Genomic DNA, 24,423 nt, shown 5'->3' with positions numbered 1-24,423 from the left:
CATGGCTATTCGTCCCATCCGCATCATCGGTGACCCGGTCCTGCGCACCGTCTGTGATCCCATCACGGAGATTACGCCGAATGTGAAGGCGCTCGTCGAGGATCTGCTCGAGGGCGTCGACATGGACGGCCGTGCTGGCCTGGCCGCCAACCAGATTGGCGTCAGCCTGCGCGCGTTCTCCTGGAACATCGACGGCGAGATCGGCTACGTGCTGAACCCCCGCATCGTCGCTCTGAGCGAAGATGAGTACCAGGACGGCGACGAGGGCTGCCTATCGGTTCCCGAGCTGTGGTACCCGACTGAACGTGCCTGGTACGCGCGCTGCGAGGGCACTGACCTGGACGCCAAGAAGGTCGTCGTCGAGGGCGAGGAGCTCATGGCGCGCTGCATCCAGCACGAGTGCGACCACCTGGACGGCCACATCTACATCGACCGCCTCGATCGGGCGACCCGCAAGAAGGCGCTGCGCGATATTCGCAACGCTGGCTTCTGAGCATCTGGCCTCGTCGAGGCGTGGACGCGCCGGGGAATGGAGTGCATTCCCCGGCGCGTTCGACTATCCTGTAATCACATCGTGTGCGCCGTCTCGGCGCAGATCATTGCGACTCGCGGCAGTTTAGGGCGTAGGGGAAGACGATCCTGACAAAGCCACCAGGAGGAACAATGAGAGGGTCATACACCCGCGGTGTACTTTTCGTGCACTCAACACCGCCTGCTCTGTGCCCGCACATCGAGTGGGCGCTGGGCACCGCGCTCGGCCAGGAGGTTCACCTCCAGTGGTCGGACCAGGAAGCGGCGCCGGGCATGGTTCGCTGCGAGTTCTCGTGGGTCGGACCGATCGGCTCGGGCGCCCGTTTGGCGTCCGCTCTGCGCGGTTGGGAGCACCTGCGTTACGAGGTGACGGAGGAGGCCACGGCCTCGAGCGACGGTGGCCGCTGGTGCCACACGCCCTCCCTCGGTATCTTCCACTCCCAGATGGACACCATCGGTAACGTCGTCGTGCCCGAGGACCGCATCCGTGCGGCCCTGGAGTCCGCCACGACGTACGAGGAGTTGCGCGAGGGTCTCGACCTGGCTCTCGGCCAGGCCTGGGATGACGAACTTGAGTCCTTCCGCCACGCCGGTGCCGGTGCGCCCGTGCGTTGGCTCAACAATCGGGTGGGCTAATGGGTTCTATTGCCGACCTGCTCGGTGACCAGCTGCGTGCAGGCTTAGCGCAGCTGGTCGACCCCGATGCGTCCGACGCGGCCCCTGCCTCGTCCGAAAACGCCGCTGAGACCGCCCAGGATCGCGCCCGCGAGGCCGCGATGGAGGCCGTGCTCGACGAGGCGGACCTCGATCCCGCAGACGCGCGCGGAGAGCTCACGCTGCGCGGCGATCTGGATATGGACGACGTGTCCCTCTACGCCGTCGTTGCGCGCGTGGAGCGCGAGGCGAAGGTGGCGCTTAACGACTCCCAGATTGAGCAGCGGGTGACGCTCGCGGACCTGCTTGACGCCGTTTCTGACGCCGCGTCCAATCACTAGCGAAAAACCTTGCCAGTGGAGCTTCAACGACGCTTCCAATGTTCGTAAAGTGCCGGAATTTCGGGCCTACAGGGCCTACTATGGAGGCGCACCTGCCGGAATGAACCGGCCGGCGAACAGACGGAAGGAACAACGTTGACCCGCACCGAAGAAGATCTGCTCGGCACCCGCGAAGTACCCAAGGATGCGTACTGGGGCATTCATACGCTGCGAGCAATCGAGAACTATCAGATCTCGGGTCGCACGATCAATGAAGCACCCGAACTTATCCGTGCGTTCGCGCAGGTGAAGAAGGCGTGCGCCTTGGCGAACATGCAGCTCAAGGCGATGAAGCCGGCCAAGGCCGAGGCGATTATCGCCGCCTGCGACGAGATCATCGAGAACGGCCGCTGCATGGACCAGTTCCCCGTCGACCAGTTCCAGGGCGGTGCCGGTACCTCGGTCAACATGAACGCGAACGAGGTCATCGCGAACCTGGCGCTCGAGATCCTTGGGGAGGAGAAGGGGCGCTACGACATCATTAACCCCAACGATCATGTCAACCGCTCCCAGTCGACGAACGATGCCTACCCGACGGCGTTCCGCATCGCCCTGTGGCGCAAGGTGAACCGCCTGCGCAAGGCCATCGATGAGCTCGCCGACTCTTTCGATGAGAAGGGCGCCGAGTTCCGCCACATTCTCACTATGGGCCGCACGCAGCTGCAGGACGCCGTCCCGATGTCCCTGGGTAGTGAGTTTTCGGCCTTCGCGCACACGCTGCGCGAGGAGGATGAGCGCCTCGTCAACAACGCTGAACTGCTCCTGGAGACTAACCTCGGCGCGACTGCGATCGGCACCGGCCTAAACACTCCGGACGGCTACCAGCAGGTCGTCGTGCGCCACCTGCGCCGCATCACGGGGGCGCGCGTCGTCGGCTCCCCGAACCTCCTCGAAGCCACGTCGGATACGGGCGCCTACGTGTCCATGCACGCCACGATTAAGCGCAGCGCCGTCAAGCTGTCCAAGGTCTGCAACGACCTGCGTCTGCTGGCTTCCGGCCCGCGCGCCGGCCTCAACGAGATCAACCTGCCGAAGATGGCCGCAGGCTCGTCGATCATGCCCGCCAAGGTCAACCCCGTCATCCCCGAGGTTGTTAACCAGGTGTGCTTCAAGGTCATCGGCAACGACCAGACCGTCACCATGGCCGCCGAGGCCGGTCAGCTCCAGCTCAATGTCATGGAGCCCGTTATCGCACAGGCGCTCATCGAGTCCATCAACCTGCTCGTCAACGCATGCGATACGCTGCGTGAACGCTGCATCACTGGCATCACCGCGAACGCCGAGGTCTGCCGCGGCTACGTCGAGAACTCGATCGGCATCGTCACGTACTTCAACGACGTCATCGGCCACCATCTGGGCGATGTTGTGGGTAAGCGCGCCGCGGCGGAGGGCAAGACCGTTCGCGAAGTCATCCACGACATGGAGCTCCTCTCGGAGGAAGAGGTCGAGCGCATCCTCTCGCCGGACAACCTCGCGAATCCGAAGTACGCGGGTACAGAGGAAGACTGAACGACTCATTTTATAGATGAGGCCGGGGACCCCACGTGGGGATCCCCGGCCTTCATTGTGCGCTGGCGTCGCTAGGGGAGGAGAGACTCCTTGAAGGAGCGCACGAAAGTGCCAAAACGCTCCACCCTGTCCGAGAAGTAGCGGTAGATGCGCCTGCGAGAGTCGCCCACGTATTCGACGGTGCGCAGGTCCTCGTAGCGGAAGCGGCCGCGAACATCGATCAGTGCGGAGTCGACCAGGCGCTGAGTGATCGCGCAGCGGAAGTGTGTGTAAATGCCGTCATCCGTGGCCTCCAGGACACGGCACAGCAGGCTCATCTGGGAGCCGTCGAGCACGGGGATGCCGTCGTGATCGCTCGAAGGCACGTGCGCGTCGCGGAGCTTGTGACCGCCGGAAACTGTTCCCGCGTACTCGAAAAGACCCATGGCTTCGGCGCCGAACAGATTGAGGGAGCATATGCCAGAGCGCTTGATCGCGCGGGCAGCATGCGTTGTTGAGTCGCAGCCGATCATGACCATCTGCCCCAGCGAGTATGACGACGAACCCGTCGTGATACCGACGCCGACGGCCTCGTCCGGGTAGGCCAGGATGTAGACGGGAAAGCCGTAGTAGAACTTCTCGGTTTCGTAGGGAACGTGCATGGGTCTATTGTCTGCCGGATAGGGTGGGCAGGCAGTGCCCATCCCAGTGCTTGGCGCAAACGTCGAGGCCGGGGACCCCGCGTGGGGATCCCCGGCCTCGTTCTCATGACCGCTGGGCACCGCGATGGAGGAGCGCGGGCCTAGCGACGATCACTCCTCGCCAGCATGGTCGTTGCCCTGGATCGAGTAGTTGAACAGGTCGTACTTCTCGATCGCCTGCTGGACGACGGACGGGTCAACCTGACCCTTGTCGGCCAGGGCAGCCAGTGTGCGCACGACCATCGACTCGGCGTCGATGTGGTACCAACGACGGGCCGCGCGACGGGTGTCGGAGAAGCCGAAGCCATCCGCGCCGAGCACATGGTAGTCGCCGGGGATCCACTGACGGATCTGGTCGGGCAGCATGCGGTCAAAGTCGGAGGAAGCCACAAACGGACCCTCGCGACCCGCGAGCTTCGTCGACACGTAGGGCGTGCGGCGGGGCTCGGACGGGTGCAGGAAGTTGTGCTCCTCAGCATCCAGGCCGTCACGACGCAGCTCGTTCCACGAGGTCACGGACCACACGGCGGCATCCACGCCCCAGTCGCGGGCGAGCAGCTCGCGGGCCTCGCGCGCCCACGGCACGCCCACGCCGGAGGCGAGCAGCTGAGCCTTGGGACCACCGAAGTTCTGGTGCTCATCGACGTTGTAGATACCCTTGATGATGCCCTCGACGTCGACGTTCTCCGGCTCCGCAGGCTGATGAATCGGCTCGTTGTAGACGGTGATGTAGTACATGACGTTCGGATCGCGGCCGTCTGCGTCGCCGTACATACGCTGCAGGCCATCCGCCATGATGTGGCGGATCTCGTACGCGTAGGCCGGATCGTAGGAGACGAACGCGTGGTTCGTGGCAGCCAGGACCTGAGAGTGGCCGTCCATGTGCTGCAGGCCCTCGCCTGCGAGTGTCGTGCGGCCGGCGGTCGCGCCGATGATGAAGCCCTTGGTCAGCTGGTCGCCCGCGGCCCAGAACTGGTCGCCGGTGCGCTGGAAGCCGAACATCGAGTAGAAGATGTAGATCGGCACCATCGGCAGGTCGTGCGTGGCGTACGCCGTGCCGACGACCTGGAACGCGGCGGAGGAGCCGGCCTCGGTGATGCCCGTGTGCAGGATGCGGCCCTGCTCGGACTCACGGTAGGACAGCATCATGTCCGCGTCGACGGGCGTGTAGGACTGGCCGGTCGTGTTGAAGATCTTCGCCGACGGGAAGATCGCGTCCAGACCGAAGGTACGGGCCTCGTCGGGGATGATCGGCACGAAGTACTTGCCGACCTCCTTGTCCTTGAGCAGGTCCTTGATGAGGCGTACGAGAGCCATGGTCGTGGCGACCTCGAGCTTGCCGGAACCCTTCGAGAGCGCCTCGAAGGGACGCGTGGGCAGGGCGGGAAGCTTCGGCTGACGGTCGGCGCGGCGCTCGGGCACCCAACCGCCGAGGATTTCGCGGCGCTCCTTCATGTACTGCAGGGCCGGGTGATCGCCTGGCGGCATGTAGTACGGCGGCATGTAGGGATCGCGCTCGAGCTCCTCGTCCGTGATCGGGATCTGGAGGCGATCGCGCAGCTGCTTGGCGTCCTCGAGGGTCAGCTTCTTCATCTGGTGCGTCGAGTTGCGGCCGGCGAAGTGCGAGCCGAGGGCGTAGCCCTTAATCGTGTGCGCGAGGATGACGGTCGGCTGGCCGGTGTGGTCCATGGCTGCCTTGTAGGCTGCGTAGACCTTGCGGTAGTCGTGGCCGCCGCGCTTGAGCTCCCAGAGCTGCTCGTCGGTCCAGTTCTTGACCATTTCCTTGGTGCGCGGGTCGCGGCCGAAGAAGTGCTCACGCACGTAGGCGCCGTCGTTCGCGCGGAAGGTCTGGTAGTCGCCATCCAGGGTCTCGTTCATGACGTGGACGAGGGCGTCGTCCTTGTCGGCGGCGAGCAGCTGGTCCCAGCCGCGGCCCCAGATGACCTTGATGACGTTCCAGCCGGCGCCCTTGAAGAAGGCCTCGAGCTCCTGGATGATCTTGCCGTTACCGCGCACAGGGCCGTCGAGACGCTGCAGGTTGCAGTTAATGACGAAGGTCAGGTTGTCCAGGCGCTGCTGAGCGGCGAGCTGGAGCATGCCGCGGGACTCGGGCTCGTCCATCTCACCGTCGCCAATGAAGGCCCATGTGTGCTGCTGCGACGTGTCCTTGATGCCGTTCATGTGCAGGTAACGGTCGAACCAGGCCTGGTAGATGGCCTCGGCGGGACCCAGGCCGAGCGAGACCGTGGGGAACTCCCAGAAGTGCTCAAGCTGGCGCGGGTGCGGGTACGAGGGCAGGCCGTGCTCCGTGGAGACCTGCTGGCGGAATCCGTCCATTTCCTTTTCGGAGAGGCGACCTTCGAGGAAGGCGCGGGCGTAGGGGCCGGGGGAGGCGTGTCCCTGGAAGAACACGTGGTCGCCGCCACCGGGGTGGTCCTTGCCGCGGAAGAAGTGGTTGAGGCCGACCTCGTAGAGGGTGGCAACCGAAGCGTAGGACGAGATGTGTCCACCGACCTTGACGCCGGGGCGTTGAGCGCGCGTCACCTGGACGGCGGCGTTCCAGCGGATCCAGCGGCGGTATTCGCGCTCCATGGCTTCGTCGCCGGGGAAGTACGGCTCCTGGTCAACGGGGATGGTGTTGACGTAGGGGGTCGTGTACTCCTGGGGGAGCTGAACGCCGTTGCGGCGCGCTTCGTCCAGCATGTGCAGCAGGATGTAGCGTGCGCGGGGGCCGCCCTTTTCGTTGATGAGCCCGGACAGGGACTCAACCCATTCGGCGGTCTCCTGGGGATCGTTGTCGGGAACCTGAGGAATCAGGCCGTTAACGACGGGGTGGGACTCGTGGAGTTGGCTCACGGTGTACCTTCTCGCTTGACTCGGTGCTGCTTGCGCAGCGTGCGTGAGCGGTGTCCTCTGGCGACACCGCACATAACGGGACCATTGTCCCACTATTGGGGTGTCTTTGCGAGTGTTTGCCTCGGCTTGTGACTATGACGTGCGCATCACCGCTTGGTAGGCATTCCGCGTCGAATGAATCCACGGCTCAGGCGGGGGAGTGATCGTAGGGGTCTTTTATCGTGGTCCATCCCTTGCATTCTGGTAGGTCCCATGCCCTAGGATGAAGACGTGAACGTTGATATGACACTGAGCGCCAGCTCGATGATGGGCGGTGCTGCGTGATGGCAGTGCGCCTGGGTTTTGCGTCCGATGCGATCGTGCAGGAGTTCTACGTCGATGATGACGTCGATCAGGCCGTGCGCGCAGCGATTGAAGAAGAGACCGGCCAGCCGATCGTGGACGTCGATTACGCGGACGTCGTGGACGGTGCAATCGTGTGGTGGCGCGCGGATGACGCAGAGGAAGAGGACCTCGCGGACGTGCTCGTGGACGCGATGTCGAACCTGGATGATGGCGGGCTGATCTGGGTGTTGATCCCCAAGCCGGGACGTCCCAACTCCGTGCGCGTAGGCGACGTGGAGGAGGCCGCTAAGATCGCTGGCCTGCACGCCACGACCTCGACGGCTCTCGGAGACAATTGGGCGGGCGTGCGCCTGACCGCGCGTCCGCGCTCGCGCCGCTAGCTTCTTCGACGAGGCCTGGGCGCGCAGCGCTGTCGTGTGCTGTGATGCTCGGCTTCGGATATGACCGTGCGAGCCGCTTCTGGTAGATTGGCGCGTGCGTGGGGCCTTTAGCTCAGTTGGCTAGAGCATCTGGTTTACACCCAGAAGGTCATCGGTTCGAGCCCGGTAGGGCCCACAAAACGCTGAGGGGCCGGAAGCGGAAGCTTCCGGCCCCTCAGCGTTTGCTTGGAGCAGTGCGTGCGACGCGCGTCAGTCCTGCTCCTCGTGCTCCTCGACGACGTCTTCACCGACGACGAGCTTGCCGGAGGCACCAGCGCCGAGCTGTTCGAGGGCGAGGCGGCCCACCATCTGCTGGTTGGTGGTCGTGCGCTGGGGGCGTGCACCGGACAGGAAGCTGAAGAACCAGCTGACCAGCGTGCCCACCTGCGACTTGAAGCCGACGATGTAGAGCAGGTGCAGGAAGCACCAGGCCACCCATGCGACGAAGCCGGTCAGCTTCGTGTTGCCCATCTTCACGACCGCCTTGTAGCGCGCGATCGTCGCCATCGACCCCTTGTCGAAGTAGGAGAACTCCGTGGCCTTCGGCTTACGGCCCGCAAGGCGAGCGGCGATCGTGTCGGCGGCGAAGCGCGCGGACTGGATTGCACCCTGCGCGACGCCGGGGACGCCCGGGAAGGCCATCATGTCGCCGAGCACGAAGATCTCGGGGTGGCCCGGCAGGGTGAGGTCCTTGTTGACGGTGACCCGCCCCGCACGGTCCACCTCGGCGCCCGTGGCCTCGCCCAGCGCGCGGCCCAGCGGGCTCGCGGCGACGCCGGCGGCCCATACCTTGCACACGGACTCAATCCGCTCTTCCTCGCCGGACTTGTACTTGAGGGTGACGCCCTCGGAGTCCACGCCGGTGACGAAGGCGTTCATCTTCATCTCGACGCCGAGCTTAGCCAGGGCCTCTTCGGTCTTGATGCCGAGCTCCTCGCCGAACGGAGGGAGCGGGTGCTCTGCGCCGTCCACGAGGATGACGCGGGCCTTGGTCGGGTCGATGTTGCGGAACTCGCCCTTGAGTGTGTGCGAGGCGAGCTCGCGGATCTGTCCGGCCATCTCGACGCCGGTGGGACCCGCGCCCACGACGACGAAGGTCAGGAGCTTGTCGACCGCAGTCGGGTCGGTCTCAATTTCGGCCAGCTCGAAGGCGCCGAAAATACGCGCGCGCAGCTCGAGCGCATCGTCGATGGTCTTCATGCCGGGCGCAAACACCGCGAAGTGGTCGTTGCCGAAGTAGGACTGGCCCGCGCCCGCCGCGACGATCAGCGTGTCGTATTCGGTCTGCTCGTGCTTGTTGTGGTTGCGCCACTTGACGACGCGTGCCTCGACGTCGATCTCCTCGACGAGGGCCTGCAGGACGGTCACGTTCCTCTGGCTGCGCAGGATTTCGCGTGTGGTGGGGGCGATGTCGCCCTCGGAGAGAATGCCCGTGGCCACCTGGTACAGCAGGGGCTGGAAGAGGTGGTGCGAGGTGCGGGCCAGGATGGTGATGTCGGCGTTGGCGTTCTTCAGTCGACGAGCTGCCGTCAGGCCTGCGAAGCCGGAACCGATGATGACAATGCGGTGGCGGGACATAAGACTCTCCTTCAATTAAGCAAGGCTAATCTTACCTAAATATGGTGCTCGCACTTTGTGAGGTCTTGCGCACCTTGGCCCAATATCCTCACGCGTCGAAGAGGCGTGCTGCGGCGACCGGATCGGGCTTGCCCGTCGTCGTGGTCGGGAGCGCGTCGACGACCAGGACGCGACGCACCTTCTCCCAGGGCGCGAGGGCATCGCTGAGGGCCGCGGACAGCGCCTCTGCGCTCATCGACGAGGCCTGGGCCCGGCCCTGCGCAGAAGGGACGATCAGCGCGGCGACGATCTGCCCCCAGCGCTCATCCGGCAGTCCCACGACGAGCGCATCGGATACCTCGTCGAGGGTGCGCAGGGCGCGTTCGACCGTCGGGGGAGCGACGAGCTCTCCGGCTGTGTTGATCATGCGGTGGGCGCGTCCCACCATGTGCAGCCAGCCGCCCGCGTCTCTCGTCGCCAGGTCGCCTGTACGCAGCCACTCCTCGCCGCTCACGACGCCCGGACCTCGTACCCAGATCTCGCCCATCTCATCAACGTCGGCTTCGCGCTCGTCGCTGGCCATGACGCGCAGGTCCACGTAGGGGAAAGGAACCCCCAGCGATCCGGCTGGCGCCGAGGAATCGGGTGTGGCGACCGTTCCCGCCCCGGAGGTCTCGGTCATGCCCCACACGTGTATGGGGGACAGGCCGACCGCGCGCATCGCCTCTGCCAGGTCCGCCGTCATCGCGTCGCCGCCGACGAGGGGACGCACCCACGACGACAGGTCACCGTCTCCGCGCTCATGCTCGTCGAGGATTGCCCGGACAATCGCGGGCACAGCGAACATCATCGTGATCCCGTAGTGCTCGATCCCGTCGATGACGCCGCGCGCGTCGAAGGAACCCGGGAAGCCGAGTGTCACCAGGGTGCCGCCGTGCGTCCACACGTCCATGGAGGTCCCGTTGAAGCCTCCGATGTGGCTGGCGGGCGCGCACACCCCCACGACCGACGAGGTCGGCGCGTAGTCGAAGCCCTCGCGGAAGTTCGTCGATCCCCACCACATGACCTCGTGCGTGAGTTCAACGGGGCGAGGAATGCCCGTCGATCCCGACGTAAACAAGATGGCGGCGAGCTCGGTCCCGCAGCGCGCGGGAGCCGTCTCGATGGGAGCCGTGTGATCTACCCACACGGCCAGGTCCATCAACGACGCGACCTGTGCGCCCACATCGGTCAGCGCGGGAGAGTGGGGCGCGCAGGCCTCGTCGAGAAACACCCACGAGACGCCCACCTGCTCGCACATCGAGGCGAGCGCGCCTGAGGGCATACGCGGAGACAGGGGAACCGTCACCGCGCGTAGCCACGAGGCCGCCACGTGGACGATGTAGTGCCACGGCGAGTTTGCCCCGATGACCGCGATGCGCGTTCCCTCGCCGATACCAGCAGTGTCGAAAGCGGCGGCGAGGCGGGCGACGGTGTTTGCCGCCTCGCGTACGGTCCACTCCTCGCCGGTTGCCGCGTCCACCAGGGACAGCCGCTCCGGGTGGCGGCGCGCTGCTGTCAGGAGCGCTCGCGCGGGAGAATAGTCGGGGATCACGAGGCCGAGGCGGCCGTCGCGGCCATCGCCGCGTGACGCTCCGAGCGCTCCTTCAGGCGCGCCAGGACGGAGCCGGCCTCCTGCAGCGTCGAGCCGGAGTTCTCGATGTGGCGCAGCTGCTCGGGGATCTCGAAGCCACGGGCACGCATGCCCTTAGCCCACAGCAGGCCCGCGCGGTACGAGGAACGCACGAGGGGACCTGCCATGACGCCGGCGAAGCCCAGTTCCTCGGCCTCCGCTGCCAGCTCGACGAACTCCTCGGGGTGGACCCAGCGGTCGATCGGGTGGTGCAGGGGAGAGGGACGCAGGTACTGCGTGAGGGTCAGCAGGTCACAGCCCGACGCATGCAGGTCGCGCATGGCGGCGCTGATCTCCTCGCGCGTCTCGCCCATGCCCAGAATCAGGTTTGACTTGGTGACCATGCCGCCATCGTGGGCGCGCTTGATCATGGCGAGCGAGCGGTCGTAGTTGAAGGCGGGGCGGATCTTCTTGAAGATGCGCGGCACCGTCTCGAGGTTGTGCGCGAAGACCTGCGGGCCGGCCTCGATGACCATGTCGATCGACTCTGCCTGGCCGCGGAAGTCATCAACGAGGAGCTCCACGCCCGTGCCCGGGTTGAGCTCGTGGATGAGGCGGCAGGTCTCGGCGTAGAGCCACGCGGCCCCGTCGGGCAGATCGTCTCGGGTTACGCCCGTGATCGTCACGTAGCGCAGGTCGAGGTCGCGCACGGACTCGGCGATACGACGCGGCTCGTCCTTGTCGTACTCGGTGGGGCGGCCCGTCGCGATGTCGCAGAAGTCGCAGCGGCGCGTGCACAGCGCACCGCCGAGCAGGAAGGTCGCCTCGCGGTCCTGCCAGCACTCGTAGATGTTGGGGCAGCCAGCCTCGGCGCACACCGTGTGCAGACCCTTGGCGTGCGAGAGCGAGCGCATGTCCTGGTAGTTCTCGCCGGCCTTGGCGGTCGTGCGGATCCACTCGGGTTTCTTCTCGATAGGAGTTTGCGAGTTACGCACCTCGATGCGCAGCAGCTTGCGTCCTTCGGGATCGGGCAGGGTACTCATAGCGTTGACCTCGTCGTGTAGGAAACGGAAGTGGGGGTGGTCGCCAGGCAGGGGGAGATGTGCTCCACCATGCGCGGAAGAAGTTCGGATGCGGCGTCGGAAACCGTCGTGTGGACACCCTCCCACGACAGGGAGGTCACGTCTGCATCCGTCAGGCCGCAAGGGATGATGCCTTCGAAAGCGTGGGCCGGGTCGATGTCGACGTTCAGGGCAATGCCGTGCAGGGTCGCGCCGCGCGCCACCTTCAGGCCGATCGCGCAGATCTTGCGGTCGCGGCGCCCCTCTTCGGTGAGCCACACGCCCGCGCGGCCCTCGACGCGGTGGACGGGCAGGTCCCAGACCTCCCACACGGTGTCGATCACCGAGGCCTCGACGGCGCGGATCCACTGCACGAGGTCGACGGGCTCGCGCAGGCGAACGACGGGGTAGACGACGACCTGGCCGGGGCCGTGCCACGTGGCGGAGCCCGCTCGATCGGTACGGATTACGGGTACGGTCGTGGAGGGAATATCCTCGGGTTTCGTGTGGCGACCCGCCGTCCACGTGGGCGTAAATTGAGAAACGATGAGCGTGTCCTCGCCGCCGGCGAGGACCTCCTCGTGCAGGGAGCGCTGGAGCGCGTCAACCTGCGTGTATTCGACCAACCCCTGGTCGAGTAGACTCAAAATCTGCACGTTGTGATCATAGTCGCGGGCATGGTCCCTTGCCAGAGGGGGGTCCGGTATGCTTGATCTATGCAGTCTTCGTCTCATCAGAATATGTCCGGAGTCTGCGCCTCCACCTGGACCGTTGGTGACGTCATGGCGCTCATGGAGTCGTGGTACCCGGCGGCTACGGCGCAGTCCTGGGATCGCGTCGGCCTTATCGTTGGAGACCCTGCCGCGCACGTGCGGTCGATCCTCCTGGCCCTCGATCCCACCGCGGCCATCGCAGACCAGGCTGTCGCCGGTCCCTCCGGTGACGGGCAGTCTTTCGACATGGTCATCACGCATCACCCCCTTCTCCTGCGCGGTGCTTCCTTCCTGCCCGTGACCGATCCGAAGGGCGGCGTCGTCACGACTCTCATCCGCTCCGGTATCGCCCTGTTCAACGCACACACCAACGCGGATGTGGCCTGCGACGGCGTCGCGACGGCGCTCGCCGACCTGATCGGGCTGCGCGATACCGCGCCGCTGGAGCCGTGTGGCACGGACGCCGAGGGACACGACATCGGCCTGGGGTGCGTCGGCACCGTCGATGCGACCACGCTCGGGGCCTTCGCAGACCATGTCGCATCCGTGCTGCCTGCGGGCCCCTCCGGTCTTTTCGTCGGCGGCGACGAGAATGCCACGGTGCAGCGCGTCGCTGTCCTGGGCGGCGCGGGGGATAGCGCGCTCGAGGCGGCTCGCGCCGCGGGAGTTGACGTGTACCTCACGGCGGACCTGCGCCATCACCCCGCCTCCGAGCACCTCGAGGGCGGAGCTCCCGCGCTGCTGTGCGGATCCCACTGGGCGACGGAGTCCCCGTGGCTCCCCGTCCTCGCACGGAAGATTCGCGAGGCCGCTCGCGGCGCCGATGTGGAACTTCGCGTGGAAGTCTCTACGATTGTCACCGAGCCATGGACCAGCCACCGAGTCACCCAGGGAGAACTAGCGTGAAAGCATCGCACACCGACCAGCTCGAGCTTCTCGAGCTCCAGAAGCTCGACCAGAAGGAGTCGGCTCTGCTCCACAAGCGCGATTCTCACCCCGCGCACGCGACGGTACGCGAGTTCGCCGGCCGTGTCGCTGACCTCCAGCGCGCCGCGATCACCCAGAGCGCCGTCATCGCGGACACGATGCGCGAGGTCACCCGCATCGAGGACGAGATCGCAAAGGTCACTGAGCGTCGGAAGCGCCAGCAGAGCCGCATCGACAACAACCAGGTGCCCCTGCGAGATATTTCGGCCATGGAACACGAGATCGCCCAGATGGACCGTCGCCTCGCCAAGCTCGAGGACGATCAGGTGGAGGCCGAGGAACGCGTCGAGGCAGCCCGCGCGGCCCAGGACCAAATGAAGGCCGAGGCCCAGGCCATCGTCGCCGACATCGAGGCCCTCAAGGCTCAGTTCGAGGACGACGTCGCCGACTCCGACGACGAGCTGCGCTGCGTCATCGCTGCACGTCGTGAACTCGCCGATCGTCTGCCCGCGGACCTTCTCGAGGAGTACGAGGACGCGCGCCGGCGCAACGGCGCTCTCGCCGTTATCGAGGTCCGCGATGGCTACGGCATCGGCGTCGCCGCCGACCTGAGCCCGATGGAGCTCGAGCGCATTCGCCTCACGCCCGCCGACGAGCTGTACCTGACCGAAGACACGGCACAGATCGTCGTGCGTACGGCGGCGAACACGCCGCGCTGAGGCTCAGGCCTCGATAACGTAGGCGTCCGCCAGGTAGAAGCCCTGCCTGCTCTTCGTGACCGTCACCCGCACCTGGGTGGCGGTCACGGGCTTTTCCAGGGTGACGATGCGTCGGTAGCCCACGCAGTGCACGCGAGCGATCTCCTGCTCGCCGTCGCCGTCGACGCACGCGGTTACCACGGCCTCGTCGATGCGCTGTCCCTGGGCGATATCCTCCTCAAGGACGATGGCGCTCAGGGCGTGCGGCGCGTCAAAGCGCAGGGTCACGGCGTCGCCTTCGTCCGCGCGGGACGCCTCGATGCGACGCGAACTGAAGTCCGTGATCTTCTCGCCGAGGCGTGCCAGGACCTCGACGTCGGCGTCTGCGAGGAGGCCGTCGCGGTTCGGGGGAACGTTCAGGAGGAAGGTGGCATTACCGCCGACCGAGCCCTTCCAGATCGAGAACAGTTCGTCGACGCTACGCACCTGGGAGTCTTCGGCGTCGTGGTGGAACCAACCCTTGCGCGTCGAGGTGTTGACCTCGGCGGGGTACCAGGCGAGGGGGCCGCAGTAGTCGGCCAAGGCCTCGCGCGAGCCGAGGTCCTCGTCGCCGGAGGCCACCTGACGGGAAAACTCGCCGTCGTCGGCCTTCTGAGACTTCTCTGCGGTGCGTTCGGCCTCGCGCAGAGAAGCCGGAACGACCGACCACTCGTTAGCTCGAACGGACCCAGCCTCGTTGCCGCACCAACGCACATCCGGACCGCACACGGAGATGACGGCCTCGGGTGCCAGCGCGCGGACCGTGTCGTAGATGCGCTGCCAGTCGTAGACCTGCACCTTGCCGTTGGGCCCCTCGCCGCACGCGCCGTCCAGCCACACGGAGAAGACCGGGCCGTAGTGGGTGAGCAGCTCGATAAGCTGGTTGATGTAGAAGTCGTTGTAGGCCTCGCCCTGGCCGTAGGTCGGCTCTGTCATGTCCCAGGGGGACAGGTAAACGCCGAACTTGAGGCCGTGACGGGCGGCCGCCTCGGACACCTCGCGCACGAGGTCCCCGCGCCCGCCTTTCCATGGCGAGGATCCGACCGAGTGCTTCGTGTAGGCCGAGGGCCACAGGCAGAACCCGTCGTGGTGCTTACACGTCAGAATTACGCCGGTCATCCCGGCGCTCACGAGGGCGCGCATCCACTGATCGACATCGACGCTGCCCGGATTGAACAGGGCGGGATCCTCGTGGCCCTGGCCCCACTCGCGGTCCGTCATCGTGTTCATGCCGAAGTGGATGAACGCGTACATCTCCATCCTCTGCCACTGAAGTTGACGGTGGGTGGGCCGAATATTGGCCAGGTAGTCCTCGTTGATCATGCCTATGGTTTCCGCTTGATGGCCGATGCCTCGGCCGGTCCTGCACCCTGCAGGTTCCCGATAAAGGATAGCCTACCTATCAGTGCGTGACCAACGTTACTGTGCGTGTTGATCCGCCATTCTTCGTCTGCTTTTCGGCGCCGTATTCCACGTCAGTCACGCGGTGTTCGTGTCCTTTCGCGTCACCGAGTGACAGCGAGTACGCAGCCTCCTCCAGGGCCTTCTCCGCTGCCGAGGTTTCTTCGGCCAGATAGCCGTCAGAGGCCAGCAGCAGGCCGGTGATGGCGCCGCGCCAGCGCTTCGCATCGTGTGAGATGACCGAGCGCTTGCCGTCCGTCTCGCGCTCGACGCGCAGCTCCCAGACGCGCGCCCACGGTGCTTTGCACGCGGCGCGATAGGGTCCGGATCGGCCGTCGACGATGATACGCTCCGATGCCTCGGGGGACAGGGCCTCATCGAGTCGCGGTGCCCACCAGGTCGACAGGACGCCGAGGTCGGGCAGGGACACGCCCATCGCAAGGCGGTGGTCCGGAATGACGTCGCTGGGGGAGAGGACGCCAAAGAGCCCGGAGAAGATCGACACGTGCGCCGCACCTGCACCCGACCACGCGCTTGGCGCGCACTCCTCGATCGCCTCGTACAGCACTCCGGTGAATAGCGACGAGGCTGTGGCACAGGGGGCAGAATCGAGCGCGGTGTTGACGGAGAGGTCGATGCGCGCGCCGACCTTGAGGACCGCGGCTGCCACTGGGCCGTCTCCCAGGGCTGTGAGTGTGTCGCACACGGTGCGACGGCTTGTCGTAAGGCTTGCGCGGGACAGTGCGTTGAGGTCCAAAGACGGACCCTGCGAAGGCGCGTTCTTCCCCTCTGACGGGGGCAACCAAATCAGCATGGTGACCACCCTATCGCGGGGGTGGTGCCACGCGCGCTATGATCGATGCGGATCTGCCGGCCGGGCGGCCGCGCGCGGAAACGCTCGAGGAACGTCCGGGCTCCACAGGGCAGGGTGGTGGCTAACAGCCACCCGGGGTAACCCGCGGGACAGTGCCACAGAAAACAAACCACCGACGCGTATGCGGCGGTAAGGGTGAAAAGGTGAGGTAAGAGCTCACCAGCGGCGCAGGTGACTGCGTCGGCTAGGTAAACCCCACCCGGAGCAAGACCGAGCAGCAGGCAGGGCGGCCCGTCCGATGCCTGCGGGTAGGTCGCTGGAGGCCGTCGGTAACGACGGTCCTAGATAGATGGTCGCCACCGCACGACCGGTAACGGCGTGCGCGACAGAACCCGGCGTACAGGCCGACAGATGCCAGAAGGACCCCGACGCGCGTCGGGGTCCTTCTGTGTGTTCGGGTGCCAGCGTTCAGGCGCTGCGCTGCGCCGCGTAGTAGGCGGCGCCGACGATACCGGCGGTGTTGAGCAGCTTCGCGGGGATCATCGGGGTCTTGAGATCCAGGAGCGGCATGAACTTCTCGTGGTTCTCAGACACGCCGCCGCCGACCACGAAGAGGTCGGGATTGAGCAGGAACTCGACGTGGCTGTAGTAGCGCTGGAGGCGCTGTGCCCACTGCTCCCAGTTCAGGCCCTGGAGGGTCTTCTGGCCCGAGGACGCGTTCTTCTCCGCGTCGGTGCCGTCGATCTCGAGGTGGCCGAGCTCGGTGTTGGTCAGGAGCGTACCGTTAACGATGATTGCTGAGCCGATACCGGTGCCCTGGGTGGTGAACACGATGACGCCGTCGCGGCCCTTGGCTGCGCCGTAGGCGACCTCGGCAATGCCCGCCGCGTCTGCGTCGTTCAGTGCAACGACGGCGCGGCCGAGGTAGCGCTCCATCAGCTCGTCGACGTTGACGTTGACCCACGACTGGTCGAGATTCGCCATGTAGGGGATGACGCCGTCAAAGACGGGGGCGGGGAAGGTGACGCCGATCGGAACGCCGATCTTGACGTCGAGCTGATCAATGACCTCGCGGCACACCGCTGCGACAGCATCGGGCGTCGCGGGGGTGGGGGTGGGAATTCGAACCTGATCGCCGACGTACTCGCCGGTTTCCAGATCAACGAGCGCGCCCTTGACGCCCGATCCGCCGATATCGATGCCGCATGCGACCTGAGCCATGACCCCTCCTCGGGTAATGAAATCCTGTTGTCCGTGGGCCCCTGAAGCCCGCCGTACCTGAATTGTATGGGATGTCACGACTAATAGCGAACCCCGCCCCAGACTGTGAGAGTCAAAGGCGGGCCTCTAGGAATGAGCGTCACGGAAGCGTGAGAATCTCAGCCCCATCTTCTGTGACGACGATCGTGTGCTCGAACTGGGCCGTGCGGGAACGATCGGCGGTGACGATCGTCCAGTCGTCATCCCACTGCTCCCACTCGATCGTGCCGAGGGTGAGCATCGGCTCGATTGTGAAGACCATGCCGGGTTCCATGACCGTGTCGTAGGCCGGGGCAGCGTCGTAGTGGGGGATGATCAGGCCGGAGTGGAAGGCCTCGCCGACGCCGTGTCCGGTGTAGTCGCGCACCACGCCGTAGTCGAAACGCTTCGCGTAGGCCTCAATGACGCGACCGATGACGTTGATTTCGCGGCCCGGGCCGACGGCCTTGATGCCGCGCATCATCGCGTTCTTCGTGCGCTCGATGAGCAGATGGGATTCTTCGTCGACAGCGCCGACCTCGAACATCGCGCAGGTGTCGCCATGCACGCCGTCCTTGTAGGCGGTGATGTCGATGTTGATGATGTCGCCGTCTTCGAGTGGACGGTCATCCGGAATGCCGTGGCAAATGACCTCATTGATGGAGGTACAGATGGACTTGGGGAAGCCCATGTAGCCCAGGCACGAGGGGTAGGCGTCGTGCGCGATGATGAATTCGTGGCCGATGCGGTCGAGCTCCTCGGTGGTGACGCCCGGCGCGATGGCCGCGCCGACGGCCTCGATGGCGCCCGCCGCGATGCGTCCGGCCTCGCGAATCTTCGCGATGGTCTCGGGGCTCTTGATCTCCGAGGCGGTGACGCGCTCGGGTCCGTCGTGGAACATGTACTCGGGGCGCTCGATGTGCTCTGGCACAGCGCGCATCGGTGAGACGCGTCCCGGCTTCAGAGTGCCCAGAGGGGCGCGGTGAGCGAGTGCGGATGCTTCCATGTGTCTTCCTCTTCTCAGCGGGTGGCGTCAGTCGTTCTTGTAGTTGTCGGGTCCGGGGAAGGAGCGCTCGCGCACGGCCTTGACGTAGTCGGATGCAGCCTCGCGCAGGGCTGGTCCGAGCTGACCGAACTTGCGAACGAACGACGGCGTCCAGTCGGAGTATCCGGCCATGTCGGACCAGACGAGCACCTGGCCGTCGGTATTCGGACCTGCGCCGATACCGATGGTCGGGATGCTCAGGCTCTGGGTCAGTTCGGTGGCAATCGACGCGGGTACCATCTCGAAGACGACGGCGAAAGCACCCGCCTTCTGGACGGCCTCGGCGTCTCGGCGGAGCGCATCGGCGCCGGCTCCACGGCCCTGCATGCGAGGTCCGCCCAGAGTGTTTTCGGACTGGGGCGTGTAGCCCAGGTGGGCACATACGGGGATGCCTGCCGAGACGAGGCCCGCAATGATATGGGCGCGGCTCTGCCCGCCCTCAAGCTTCACCGCGTGTGCCCCGGCCTTCATGAGACGCGTTGCGGAGGCAAAAGCATGCTCAGCCGTGTCCTCGTACGTGCCAAAAGGCAGATCCGCCACGATCATGGCGCGCGAAGTCGAACGAGCAACGGCGGCGGTGGCGCGCTCCATGTCCTCCAGAGTGACGGGCAGCGTCGAGCTGTGGCCAAGAATCACGTTGCCGAGCGAATCACCGACGAGCAGCATATCCACGCCCGCAGCCTCGAGAATGGGAGCGGTGAGAGCGTCGTAGGCGGTGAGCATCGTGAGGGGAATGCCCTCTGCCTTGGCACGCTCGATGTGCTGGATGCGCACGCGCTGAGCAGAAAAGAGGGTTGGCGTCTGCGACGAGGCCGGGGCCCCGCCCGCCGGTTGCGTAATGTGGGACACGGATATCCTTCGGTGAGCTGTTGGAGCGCGAGAGCGCATTCACGTCTTACAGGGTAGCGCGCCCGTGGATCCGATGAGCTGTGAGGAGAGGCGAACGGGTAGGATGGTGGTCGGTGCGCGTGATGCGCGCAGTAATGACCCCAGTTGGAAAGAAGAAGGAAGCAGGACATGGCTGGCAATGCCCCTGACCTTGATCCTCTTGACGAGGCAGCCGTTAACGCCGTTCGCGAGGCCGGCCTCGCCGATATTGAAGCCGCGGATTCGCTTGATGCCCTGAAGGCCGTCCGTGCGGCGCTCCTTGGTGATCAGGCTCCGCTCGTGACCGCGAATCGTACGATCGGCTCGCTGGAACCCGCGCAGCGCGGTCTCGCTGGTAAGAACCTCGGACAGGCGCGCAAGGTGCTGACCGAAGCGCTTGAGGAGCGCAAGGCCGTTCTTGCTGCTGAGCATGAGGCTCGTATGCTGGTCGAGGAGTCCGTCGACGTGACGCTGCCGACCACGCGTCGCCCGGCGGGTGCACGTCATCCCCTTGAGACCCTGATGGAAGAGGTGGCGGACTTCTTCGTGGCGATGGGTTGGGATATTGCCGAGGGGCCGGAGATCGAGCACGAGTGGTTCAACTTCGACTCCCTGAACTTCGACATCGATCACCCCGCTCGCCAGATGCAGGACACGCTCTACATCGATGGCCGCAGCGTCGGCGCCGAGACCGAGGACGGTGCTCACCTGGTGATGCGCACGCACACCTCTCCGGTTCAGTCGCACGCGATGCTGTCGCGTGGCGTGCCGCTCTACGTTGCCTGCCCCGGCAAGGTCTTCCGCTCCGATGCGCTCGACGCGACCCACACGCCGGTGTTCCACCAGGTGGAGGGCCTCGCCATCGATAAGGGCCTGACGATGGCTCACCTGAAGGGCGTTCTCGACCACTTTGCCAAGGCCATGTTCGGTCCTGAGGCGAAGACCCGTCTGCGTCCCTCGTACTTCCCCTTCACGGAGCCCAGCGCCGAGATGGATCTCTGGTTCCCGCAGAAGAAGGGCGGCCCCGGCTGGATCGAGTGGGGCGGCTGCGGCATGGTCAACCCGAACGTGTTGCGCGCTAACGGCGTCGACCCCGAGGTCTACTCGGGCTTCGCCTTCGGCATGGGTATCGAGCGCACGCTGATGCTGCGCCACGGCATTGCCGACATGCATGACATCGTTGAGGGAGACGTTCGCTTCTCCCAGCAGTTCGGAGTGAATGGAAGGGGTAACTGACATGCCTATGGTTCCGCTGAGCTGGCTGTCCGACCACGTTGACGTTCCTGAGGGGACGGATGCGCAGGCGCTTGCCGCCGCCCTCGTGAAGGTTGGCCTGGAAGAAGAAGAGATCCACCCGGCGCGCGTCACCGGCCCACTCGTCGTGGGTCGTGTCCTGACCCGCGTGGAGGAGACCGCTTCGAACGGCAAGATCGTGAACTACTGCCGCGTGGATGTTGGCGAGTACAACGATGCTCCCGGCACCGGTAAGGAGCCTTCCGATCTGCCGAGCCGCGGCATCATTTGCGGTGCCCACAACTTCGACGTTGATGACCTCGTTGTCGTGTCGCTGCCGGGCGCGATCCTGCCCGGAGATTTCCAGATCGCCGCGCGCAAGACCTACGGTCACGTCTCTGACGGCATGATCTGTTCCGCGCGCGAACTCGGACTGGGGGAGGACCATGACGGCATCATCGTGCTGCCGAAATACTTCCCTGACCGCGAGATTCCCGCGGTTGGAACTGACATCGTGACGTGGCTCGGCCTGGGTGAAGAGGTCCTCGAGATCAACGTAACCCCGGACCGCGGCTACTGCTTCTCGATGCGCGGCATTGCTCGCGAGTACTCGCACTCGACGGGCGCTTCCTTCCGCGACCCCGGCCTGCCCGGCGTCATCGCGGCTGAGCCGCCGACGGCAAACTCCGACGGTTTCCCGGTCGTCTTCTCCGATGACGCGCCGATCCGTGGCCGCGTCGGAGTGGACCGTTTTGTTGCGCGTATCGTGCGCGGCACGAACCCCAACGCTCCGACTCCGCGCTGGATGGTCGAGCGGCTCGAGGCCGCGGGCATGCGCTCGGTATCTTTGGCCGTCGACATCACGAACTACGTCATGCTTGACCTCGGTCAGCCGATGCACGCCTACGACCTGGGTGCCCTGGCCGCCCCGATCGTCGTGCGCCGTGCCCGCGCGGGCGAGACGCTTGTGACCCTGGACGAGGAAAAGCGCGAGCTCGACCCCCAGGATCTGCTCATCACTGACTCGCCCGAGGGAGAGGGCTCGCGCATCATCGGCATCGCCGGTGTCATGGGCGGTGCGTACTCCGAGGTGGGCGAAGGTACGACCGACGTGCTGTTCGAGGCAGCACACTTCGATTCGGTGTCCGTCGCCCGCAGCTCGCGCCGGCACAAGCTGCACTCCGAGGCCGCGAAGCGCTTCGAGCGCGGCACGGACCCGCAGCTTCCTGCGGTGGCTGCCCAGCGTGCGGTCGAGCTCCTCCTAGAATACGGCGGAGGCACCGTCGATGCCGGCGTCACCGACGTGGATCAGCGCGGTAAGGCCGTCGTCATCTCGCTGCCCGTCGGCGAGGTCGAGCGCCTGACCGGCGTTGCCCACGCTCCCGAGCGCATCGCCGAGCTACTGCGCACCGTCGGCTGCGTCGTCGAAGGCCCCGACAATGGCGCGTTCACGGTGACGGCTCCCTCGTGGCGTCCCGATCTCACGCTCCCGGCAGACCTGGTCGAGGAAGTCGCGCGTCTCGACGGCTACGACAATATCCCCGTCGTGATGCCGATTGCTCCGGCTGGCCACGGTCTGACTGTCGCTCAGAAGGCGCGCCGTCTGGCCGCCGCTACGCTGGCCGATGGCGGATTGGTTGAGGTCGAGTCCTACCCGTTCGTGTCCGACACCTGGGATCGTCAGGGTATTCCCGCCGACGATCCGCGTCGCGAGGCCGTGCGCCTGCGCAACCCGATGGCGGATGACGCCCCCTGGCTGCGCACCACGGTGCTCGATACCCTTCTCGACGTCGCCGGCCGTAACGTGTCGCGCTCCAACGCAGACGTCGCAATCTTCGAGGTCGCCAAGGTTGCCCGTCCCGCGGGCACTGTCCCGGCAGACCTGCCCAGCGCCGAGGAACGTCCCTCCGACGAGGTGATCGCGGCGCTTGAAGCTGGTATTCCTGCGCAGCCGTGGCACATTGGCGGTGTTCTGACCGGTCAGGCTGTTCCGGCCGGAGTCCTGGTGAACGCCCGCGCTTACGACTGGGCCGACGCCCTCGAGTACGTGCGTCGCGTGGCGTCGGGTCTCGGCGTTCGCGTTGAAGTGACCCGTGCCTGGATGGATGAGGTGCCCGCGCACAAGGGTGCGCCCATGCCTGCTCCGGCGACGGATCCCGCTGCGGTTGCACCGTTCCACCCCGGCCGCGTCGCGCGCGTCTTCGTGCGCGCTGGCCGTGACCTCGTTGATGTGGCTCTTGCTGGCGAGCTGTCGCCCGCTGCGTGCCGCGCTTTCGGCCTGCCTGCCCGTTCGTGCGCGTTCGAGATCGACATGGATGCACTGATCTCTCAGATGAGCGAGGCGCCCATCCAGGTTAAGGGTGTCTCGACGTTCCCGCTGGCCAAGGAAGACATCGCTCTCGTCGTGCCCTCCGATATTCCCGCGTCGCGCGTCGAGCAGATCGTGCGCCAGGGAGCCGGCCAGCTTGCCGAGTCCGTGACGCTGTTCGACATCTATGAGGGCGATCAAGTGCCCGAGGGCCACCGCTCTCTCGCCTTTGCGCTGCGACTGCGCGCGGCCGACCACACGCTGACTGCGAAGGAATCGTTGCAGGTGCGCGAGCAGGTCGTCGCGAAGGCAGCCAAGGTCCTTGGGGCGTCGTTGCGCGCATAAGGTCCACGAAGCGACAGGCCGGTCGAATCGGCGGTGTGGCACCCCACTCATTTGGGGCGTTGTGCCCATCGATTCGACCGGTATTCGCCTTACGATGGATACATGCACATCCTTGTTACTGCATCATCAAAGCACGGGGCGACGGATGAGGTCGCCGACGCCATCGCGAAGCGCCTCGAAGCGGCGGGTTTCACCGTCGATCGTGCCGCGCCTGCCGACGTGACCACGGTTGAATCCTGCGACGCCGTGGTTGTCGGCTCTGCCGTCTACATTCTCCAGTGGATGCCTGAGGCTCACGACTTCATGGAGCGCTTCAAGGATGATCTGCGCGACAAGCCGGTGTGGGCTTTCTCCGTCGGCATGAATGGCGTGCCGAACCACTCGCAGCAGGATAGCAACCGTGTCGGTCCGCTCCTCACCCACGTGAACTGCCGTGAGCTGCGTACCTTCCCGGGTCGCTACAAGCCGGAGCTTCTGTCGCTGCGCGAGCGCTCGGTTGCGCGCCTCGCCGGTGTCGTTGAGGGCGACTTCCGTGACTGGGACGCGATCGACGCATGGGCCGACGATATCGCGGCACAGCTGGGCGCCTGAGAACGTTGATGGCAAGCGGGTGAGGGACATTCCTCGCCCGCTTGCTTATTTATATGCATGCATGCGTATAATCATGCATATGAGTGCAACACCCGCATTTCCGAGCACCAAGAGTGCGCGGCATGAGATGATCCGCGATCTTCTGGCGTCCGAGTCGATCGGTAGCCAGGAGGGACTGCGCGCTCGCCTGGCCGAGCGGGGGATTGACGTCACCCAGACGACCCTCTCTCGCGATCTGATGGACCTGCGTGCGACGAAAATCCGTGACACGTCCGGGGCGCTCATCTATACGGTGCCGGACCACGACGGCGGTCATACCCACGACGCTGAAGCCGCGAACGTCCGTCTGGCGCGCTGGTGCCAGCTGCTCCTCGTCACCTCCGTGAAGGTGGGAAACCAGCTCGTCCTGCGTACCCAGGTGGGTGCAGCCAACCTCCTTGCGTCGTCGATCGACGCAGTGAGGCGCGACGAGATCGCCGGAACAATCGCTGGCGACGACACAATCCTCGTGATCTGCCGCAGCGAAGAAGGCGCGGCCGACGTCGAACGCTCGTTGCTGGCCCTCGCTGAACCTGGCGCGCTCCCCGAAAACTAGCCCC

Annotated in this window: 22 protein-coding genes, 1 tRNA gene and 1 other RNA gene; 13 read left to right on the top strand and 11 right to left on the bottom strand. The window is 65.6% G+C overall.

Annotated features, from left to right (window positions below; all coding sequences use genetic code 11):
• The first annotated feature begins 1 nt into the window (after position 1).
• The 4 genes from def (at position 2) to aspA (ending at position 3,074) form a co-directional block, all read left to right on the top strand.
• Positions 2-493, top strand: coding sequence for a peptide deformylase (def, locus tag FOC40_RS06710; RefSeq protein WP_003795355.1), 492 nt, complete (start codon positions 2-4; stop codon positions 491-493).
• A 170-nt stretch (positions 494-663) separates the two neighbouring features.
• Entirely contained in the window at positions 664-1,167 is a 504-nt protein-coding gene (locus FOC40_RS06705) for a DUF3145 domain-containing protein (RefSeq protein ID WP_003792798.1), read from the top strand.
• Complete coding sequence (locus FOC40_RS06700; RefSeq protein ID WP_003795357.1) at positions 1,167-1,526, top strand: hypothetical protein; 360 nt, start codon at positions 1,167-1,169, stop codon at positions 1,524-1,526. Before FOC40_RS06705 ends, FOC40_RS06700 begins: the two co-directional genes overlap by 1 nt.
• A gap of 135 nt (positions 1,527-1,661) precedes the next feature.
• Positions 1,662-3,074 (top strand): aspartate ammonia-lyase, encoded by a 1,413-nt coding sequence (gene aspA / locus FOC40_RS06695; RefSeq protein ID WP_003795359.1) that lies wholly within the window; start codon positions 1,662-1,664, stop codon positions 3,072-3,074.
• A 71-nt stretch (positions 3,075-3,145) separates the two neighbouring features.
• Here the strand turns inward: aspA and FOC40_RS06690 are convergent, their stop codons facing one another.
• On the bottom strand, positions 3,146-3,715 hold the full coding sequence (locus tag FOC40_RS06690) for a flavin reductase (protein ID WP_003795360.1): 570 nt from the start codon (positions 3,713-3,715) through the stop codon (positions 3,146-3,148).
• 150 nt (positions 3,716-3,865) lie between these two features.
• Positions 3,866-6,610: a pyruvate dehydrogenase (acetyl-transferring), homodimeric type gene (aceE, locus tag FOC40_RS06685; RefSeq protein ID WP_003795362.1), complete on the bottom strand. Its 2,745-nt coding sequence runs from the start codon at positions 6,608-6,610 to the stop codon at positions 3,866-3,868.
• Positions 6,611-6,933: 323 nt separating this feature from the next.
• Between aceE and FOC40_RS06680 the strand changes: the two genes are divergently transcribed.
• Positions 6,934-7,335 carry a DUF3052 domain-containing protein gene (locus tag FOC40_RS06680; RefSeq protein WP_003795367.1) on the top strand — a complete coding sequence of 134 codons (402 nt, stop codon included), beginning with the start codon at positions 6,934-6,936 and terminating at the stop codon, positions 7,333-7,335.
• A gap of 101 nt (positions 7,336-7,436) precedes the next feature.
• Positions 7,437-7,510: transfer RNA gene (locus FOC40_RS06675), tRNA-Val, on the top strand.
• Positions 7,511-7,584: 74 nt separating this feature from the next.
• On the opposite strand, the gene FOC40_RS06670 is transcribed toward FOC40_RS06675, so the two are convergent.
• The 4 genes from FOC40_RS06670 to lipB form a co-directional block, all read right to left on the bottom strand.
• Positions 7,585-8,952 (bottom strand): NAD(P)/FAD-dependent oxidoreductase, encoded by a 1,368-nt coding sequence (locus FOC40_RS06670; RefSeq protein ID WP_155844126.1) that lies wholly within the window; start codon positions 8,950-8,952, stop codon positions 7,585-7,587.
• An 88-nt stretch (positions 8,953-9,040) separates the two neighbouring features.
• Entirely contained in the window at positions 9,041-10,525 is a 1,485-nt protein-coding gene (locus tag FOC40_RS06665) for a class I adenylate-forming enzyme family protein (RefSeq protein WP_003795373.1), read from the bottom strand.
• The gene (gene lipA, locus FOC40_RS06660; protein ID WP_003795375.1) at positions 10,522-11,586 is read right to left on the bottom strand and encodes a lipoyl synthase; all 1,065 of its coding nucleotides are present in this window, start codon (positions 11,584-11,586) and stop codon (positions 10,522-10,524) included. The genes FOC40_RS06665 and lipA overlap by 4 nt, the downstream gene beginning before the upstream one ends.
• Positions 11,583-12,260, bottom strand: a complete 678-nt coding sequence (gene lipB, locus FOC40_RS06655) for a lipoyl(octanoyl) transferase LipB (protein WP_003795379.1) — start codon at positions 12,258-12,260, stop codon at positions 11,583-11,585. Before lipB ends, lipA begins: the two co-directional genes overlap by 4 nt.
• Before the next feature lie 84 nt (positions 12,261-12,344).
• On the opposite strand from lipB, the gene FOC40_RS06650 reads away from it, so the two are divergent.
• The gene (locus FOC40_RS06650) at positions 12,345-13,223 is read left to right on the top strand and encodes a Nif3-like dinuclear metal center hexameric protein (protein ID WP_003795381.1); all 879 of its coding nucleotides are present in this window, start codon (positions 12,345-12,347) and stop codon (positions 13,221-13,223) included.
• Complete coding sequence (locus FOC40_RS06645; RefSeq protein WP_003795383.1) at positions 13,220-13,963, top strand: zinc ribbon domain-containing protein; 744 nt, start codon at positions 13,220-13,222, stop codon at positions 13,961-13,963. Before FOC40_RS06650 ends, FOC40_RS06645 begins: the two co-directional genes overlap by 4 nt.
• 3 nt (positions 13,964-13,966) lie before the next feature.
• Here the strand turns inward: FOC40_RS06645 and FOC40_RS06640 are convergent, their stop codons facing one another.
• Both FOC40_RS06640 and FOC40_RS06635 read right to left on the bottom strand, forming a co-directional pair.
• A complete protein-coding gene (locus tag FOC40_RS06640) occupies positions 13,967-15,304 on the bottom strand; it encodes an alpha-L-fucosidase (RefSeq protein WP_003795385.1) in 1,338 nt (445 codons plus the stop codon).
• Between the two features lie 79 nt (positions 15,305-15,383).
• The gene (locus tag FOC40_RS06635) at positions 15,384-16,196 is read right to left on the bottom strand and encodes a YaaA family protein (protein WP_003795387.1); all 813 of its coding nucleotides are present in this window, start codon (positions 16,194-16,196) and stop codon (positions 15,384-15,386) included.
• Between the two features lie 52 nt (positions 16,197-16,248).
• On the opposite strand from FOC40_RS06635, the gene rnpB reads away from it, so the two are divergent.
• An RNA gene (gene rnpB, locus FOC40_RS06630) (RNase P RNA component class A) lies at positions 16,249-16,612 on the top strand.
• A gap of 52 nt (positions 16,613-16,664) precedes the next feature.
• Here the strand turns inward: rnpB and ppgK are convergent.
• From ppgK to panB, 3 genes are all read right to left on the bottom strand, one after another.
• Positions 16,665-17,417, bottom strand: a complete 753-nt coding sequence (gene ppgK, locus FOC40_RS06625) for a polyphosphate--glucose phosphotransferase (RefSeq protein WP_003795389.1) — start codon at positions 17,415-17,417, stop codon at positions 16,665-16,667.
• Between the two features lie 139 nt (positions 17,418-17,556).
• Complete coding sequence (gene map / locus FOC40_RS06620) at positions 17,557-18,441, bottom strand: type I methionyl aminopeptidase (protein WP_196773343.1); 885 nt, start codon at positions 18,439-18,441, stop codon at positions 17,557-17,559.
• Between the two features lie 27 nt (positions 18,442-18,468).
• A complete protein-coding gene (gene panB / locus FOC40_RS06615) occupies positions 18,469-19,329 on the bottom strand; it encodes a 3-methyl-2-oxobutanoate hydroxymethyltransferase (protein ID WP_003795394.1) in 861 nt (286 codons plus the stop codon).
• A gap of 168 nt (positions 19,330-19,497) precedes the next feature.
• Between panB and pheS the strand changes: the two genes are divergently transcribed.
• The 4 genes from pheS to argR all read left to right on the top strand — a co-directional run bounded on the left by pheS (position 19,498) and on the right by argR (position 24,419).
• Complete coding sequence (gene pheS, locus FOC40_RS06610) at positions 19,498-20,583, top strand: phenylalanine--tRNA ligase subunit alpha (protein ID WP_003795395.1); 1,086 nt, start codon at positions 19,498-19,500, stop codon at positions 20,581-20,583.
• A 1-nt stretch (position 20,584) separates the two neighbouring features.
• Positions 20,585-23,233, top strand: a complete 2,649-nt coding sequence (gene pheT / locus FOC40_RS06605; protein ID WP_039929395.1) for a phenylalanine--tRNA ligase subunit beta — start codon at positions 20,585-20,587, stop codon at positions 23,231-23,233.
• 102 nt (positions 23,234-23,335) lie between these two features.
• Positions 23,336-23,824, top strand: coding sequence for a flavodoxin domain-containing protein (locus FOC40_RS06600; protein WP_003795399.1), 489 nt, complete (start codon positions 23,336-23,338; stop codon positions 23,822-23,824).
• A gap of 73 nt (positions 23,825-23,897) precedes the next feature.
• Positions 23,898-24,419, top strand: coding sequence for an arginine repressor (argR, locus tag FOC40_RS06595; RefSeq protein WP_039929396.1), 522 nt, complete (start codon positions 23,898-23,900; stop codon positions 24,417-24,419).
• The last annotated feature ends 4 nt before the right edge of the window (positions 24,420-24,423 follow it).

Origin of the sequence: Schaalia odontolytica (genome assembly GCF_009730335.1) — a bacterium.
Classification (GTDB): Bacteria; Actinomycetota; Actinomycetes; order Actinomycetales; family Actinomycetaceae; genus Pauljensenia; species Pauljensenia dentiphila.
The sequence above is the reverse complement of the archived record's forward strand: the minus strand, read 5'-3'. Positions and strand labels throughout refer to the sequence as shown.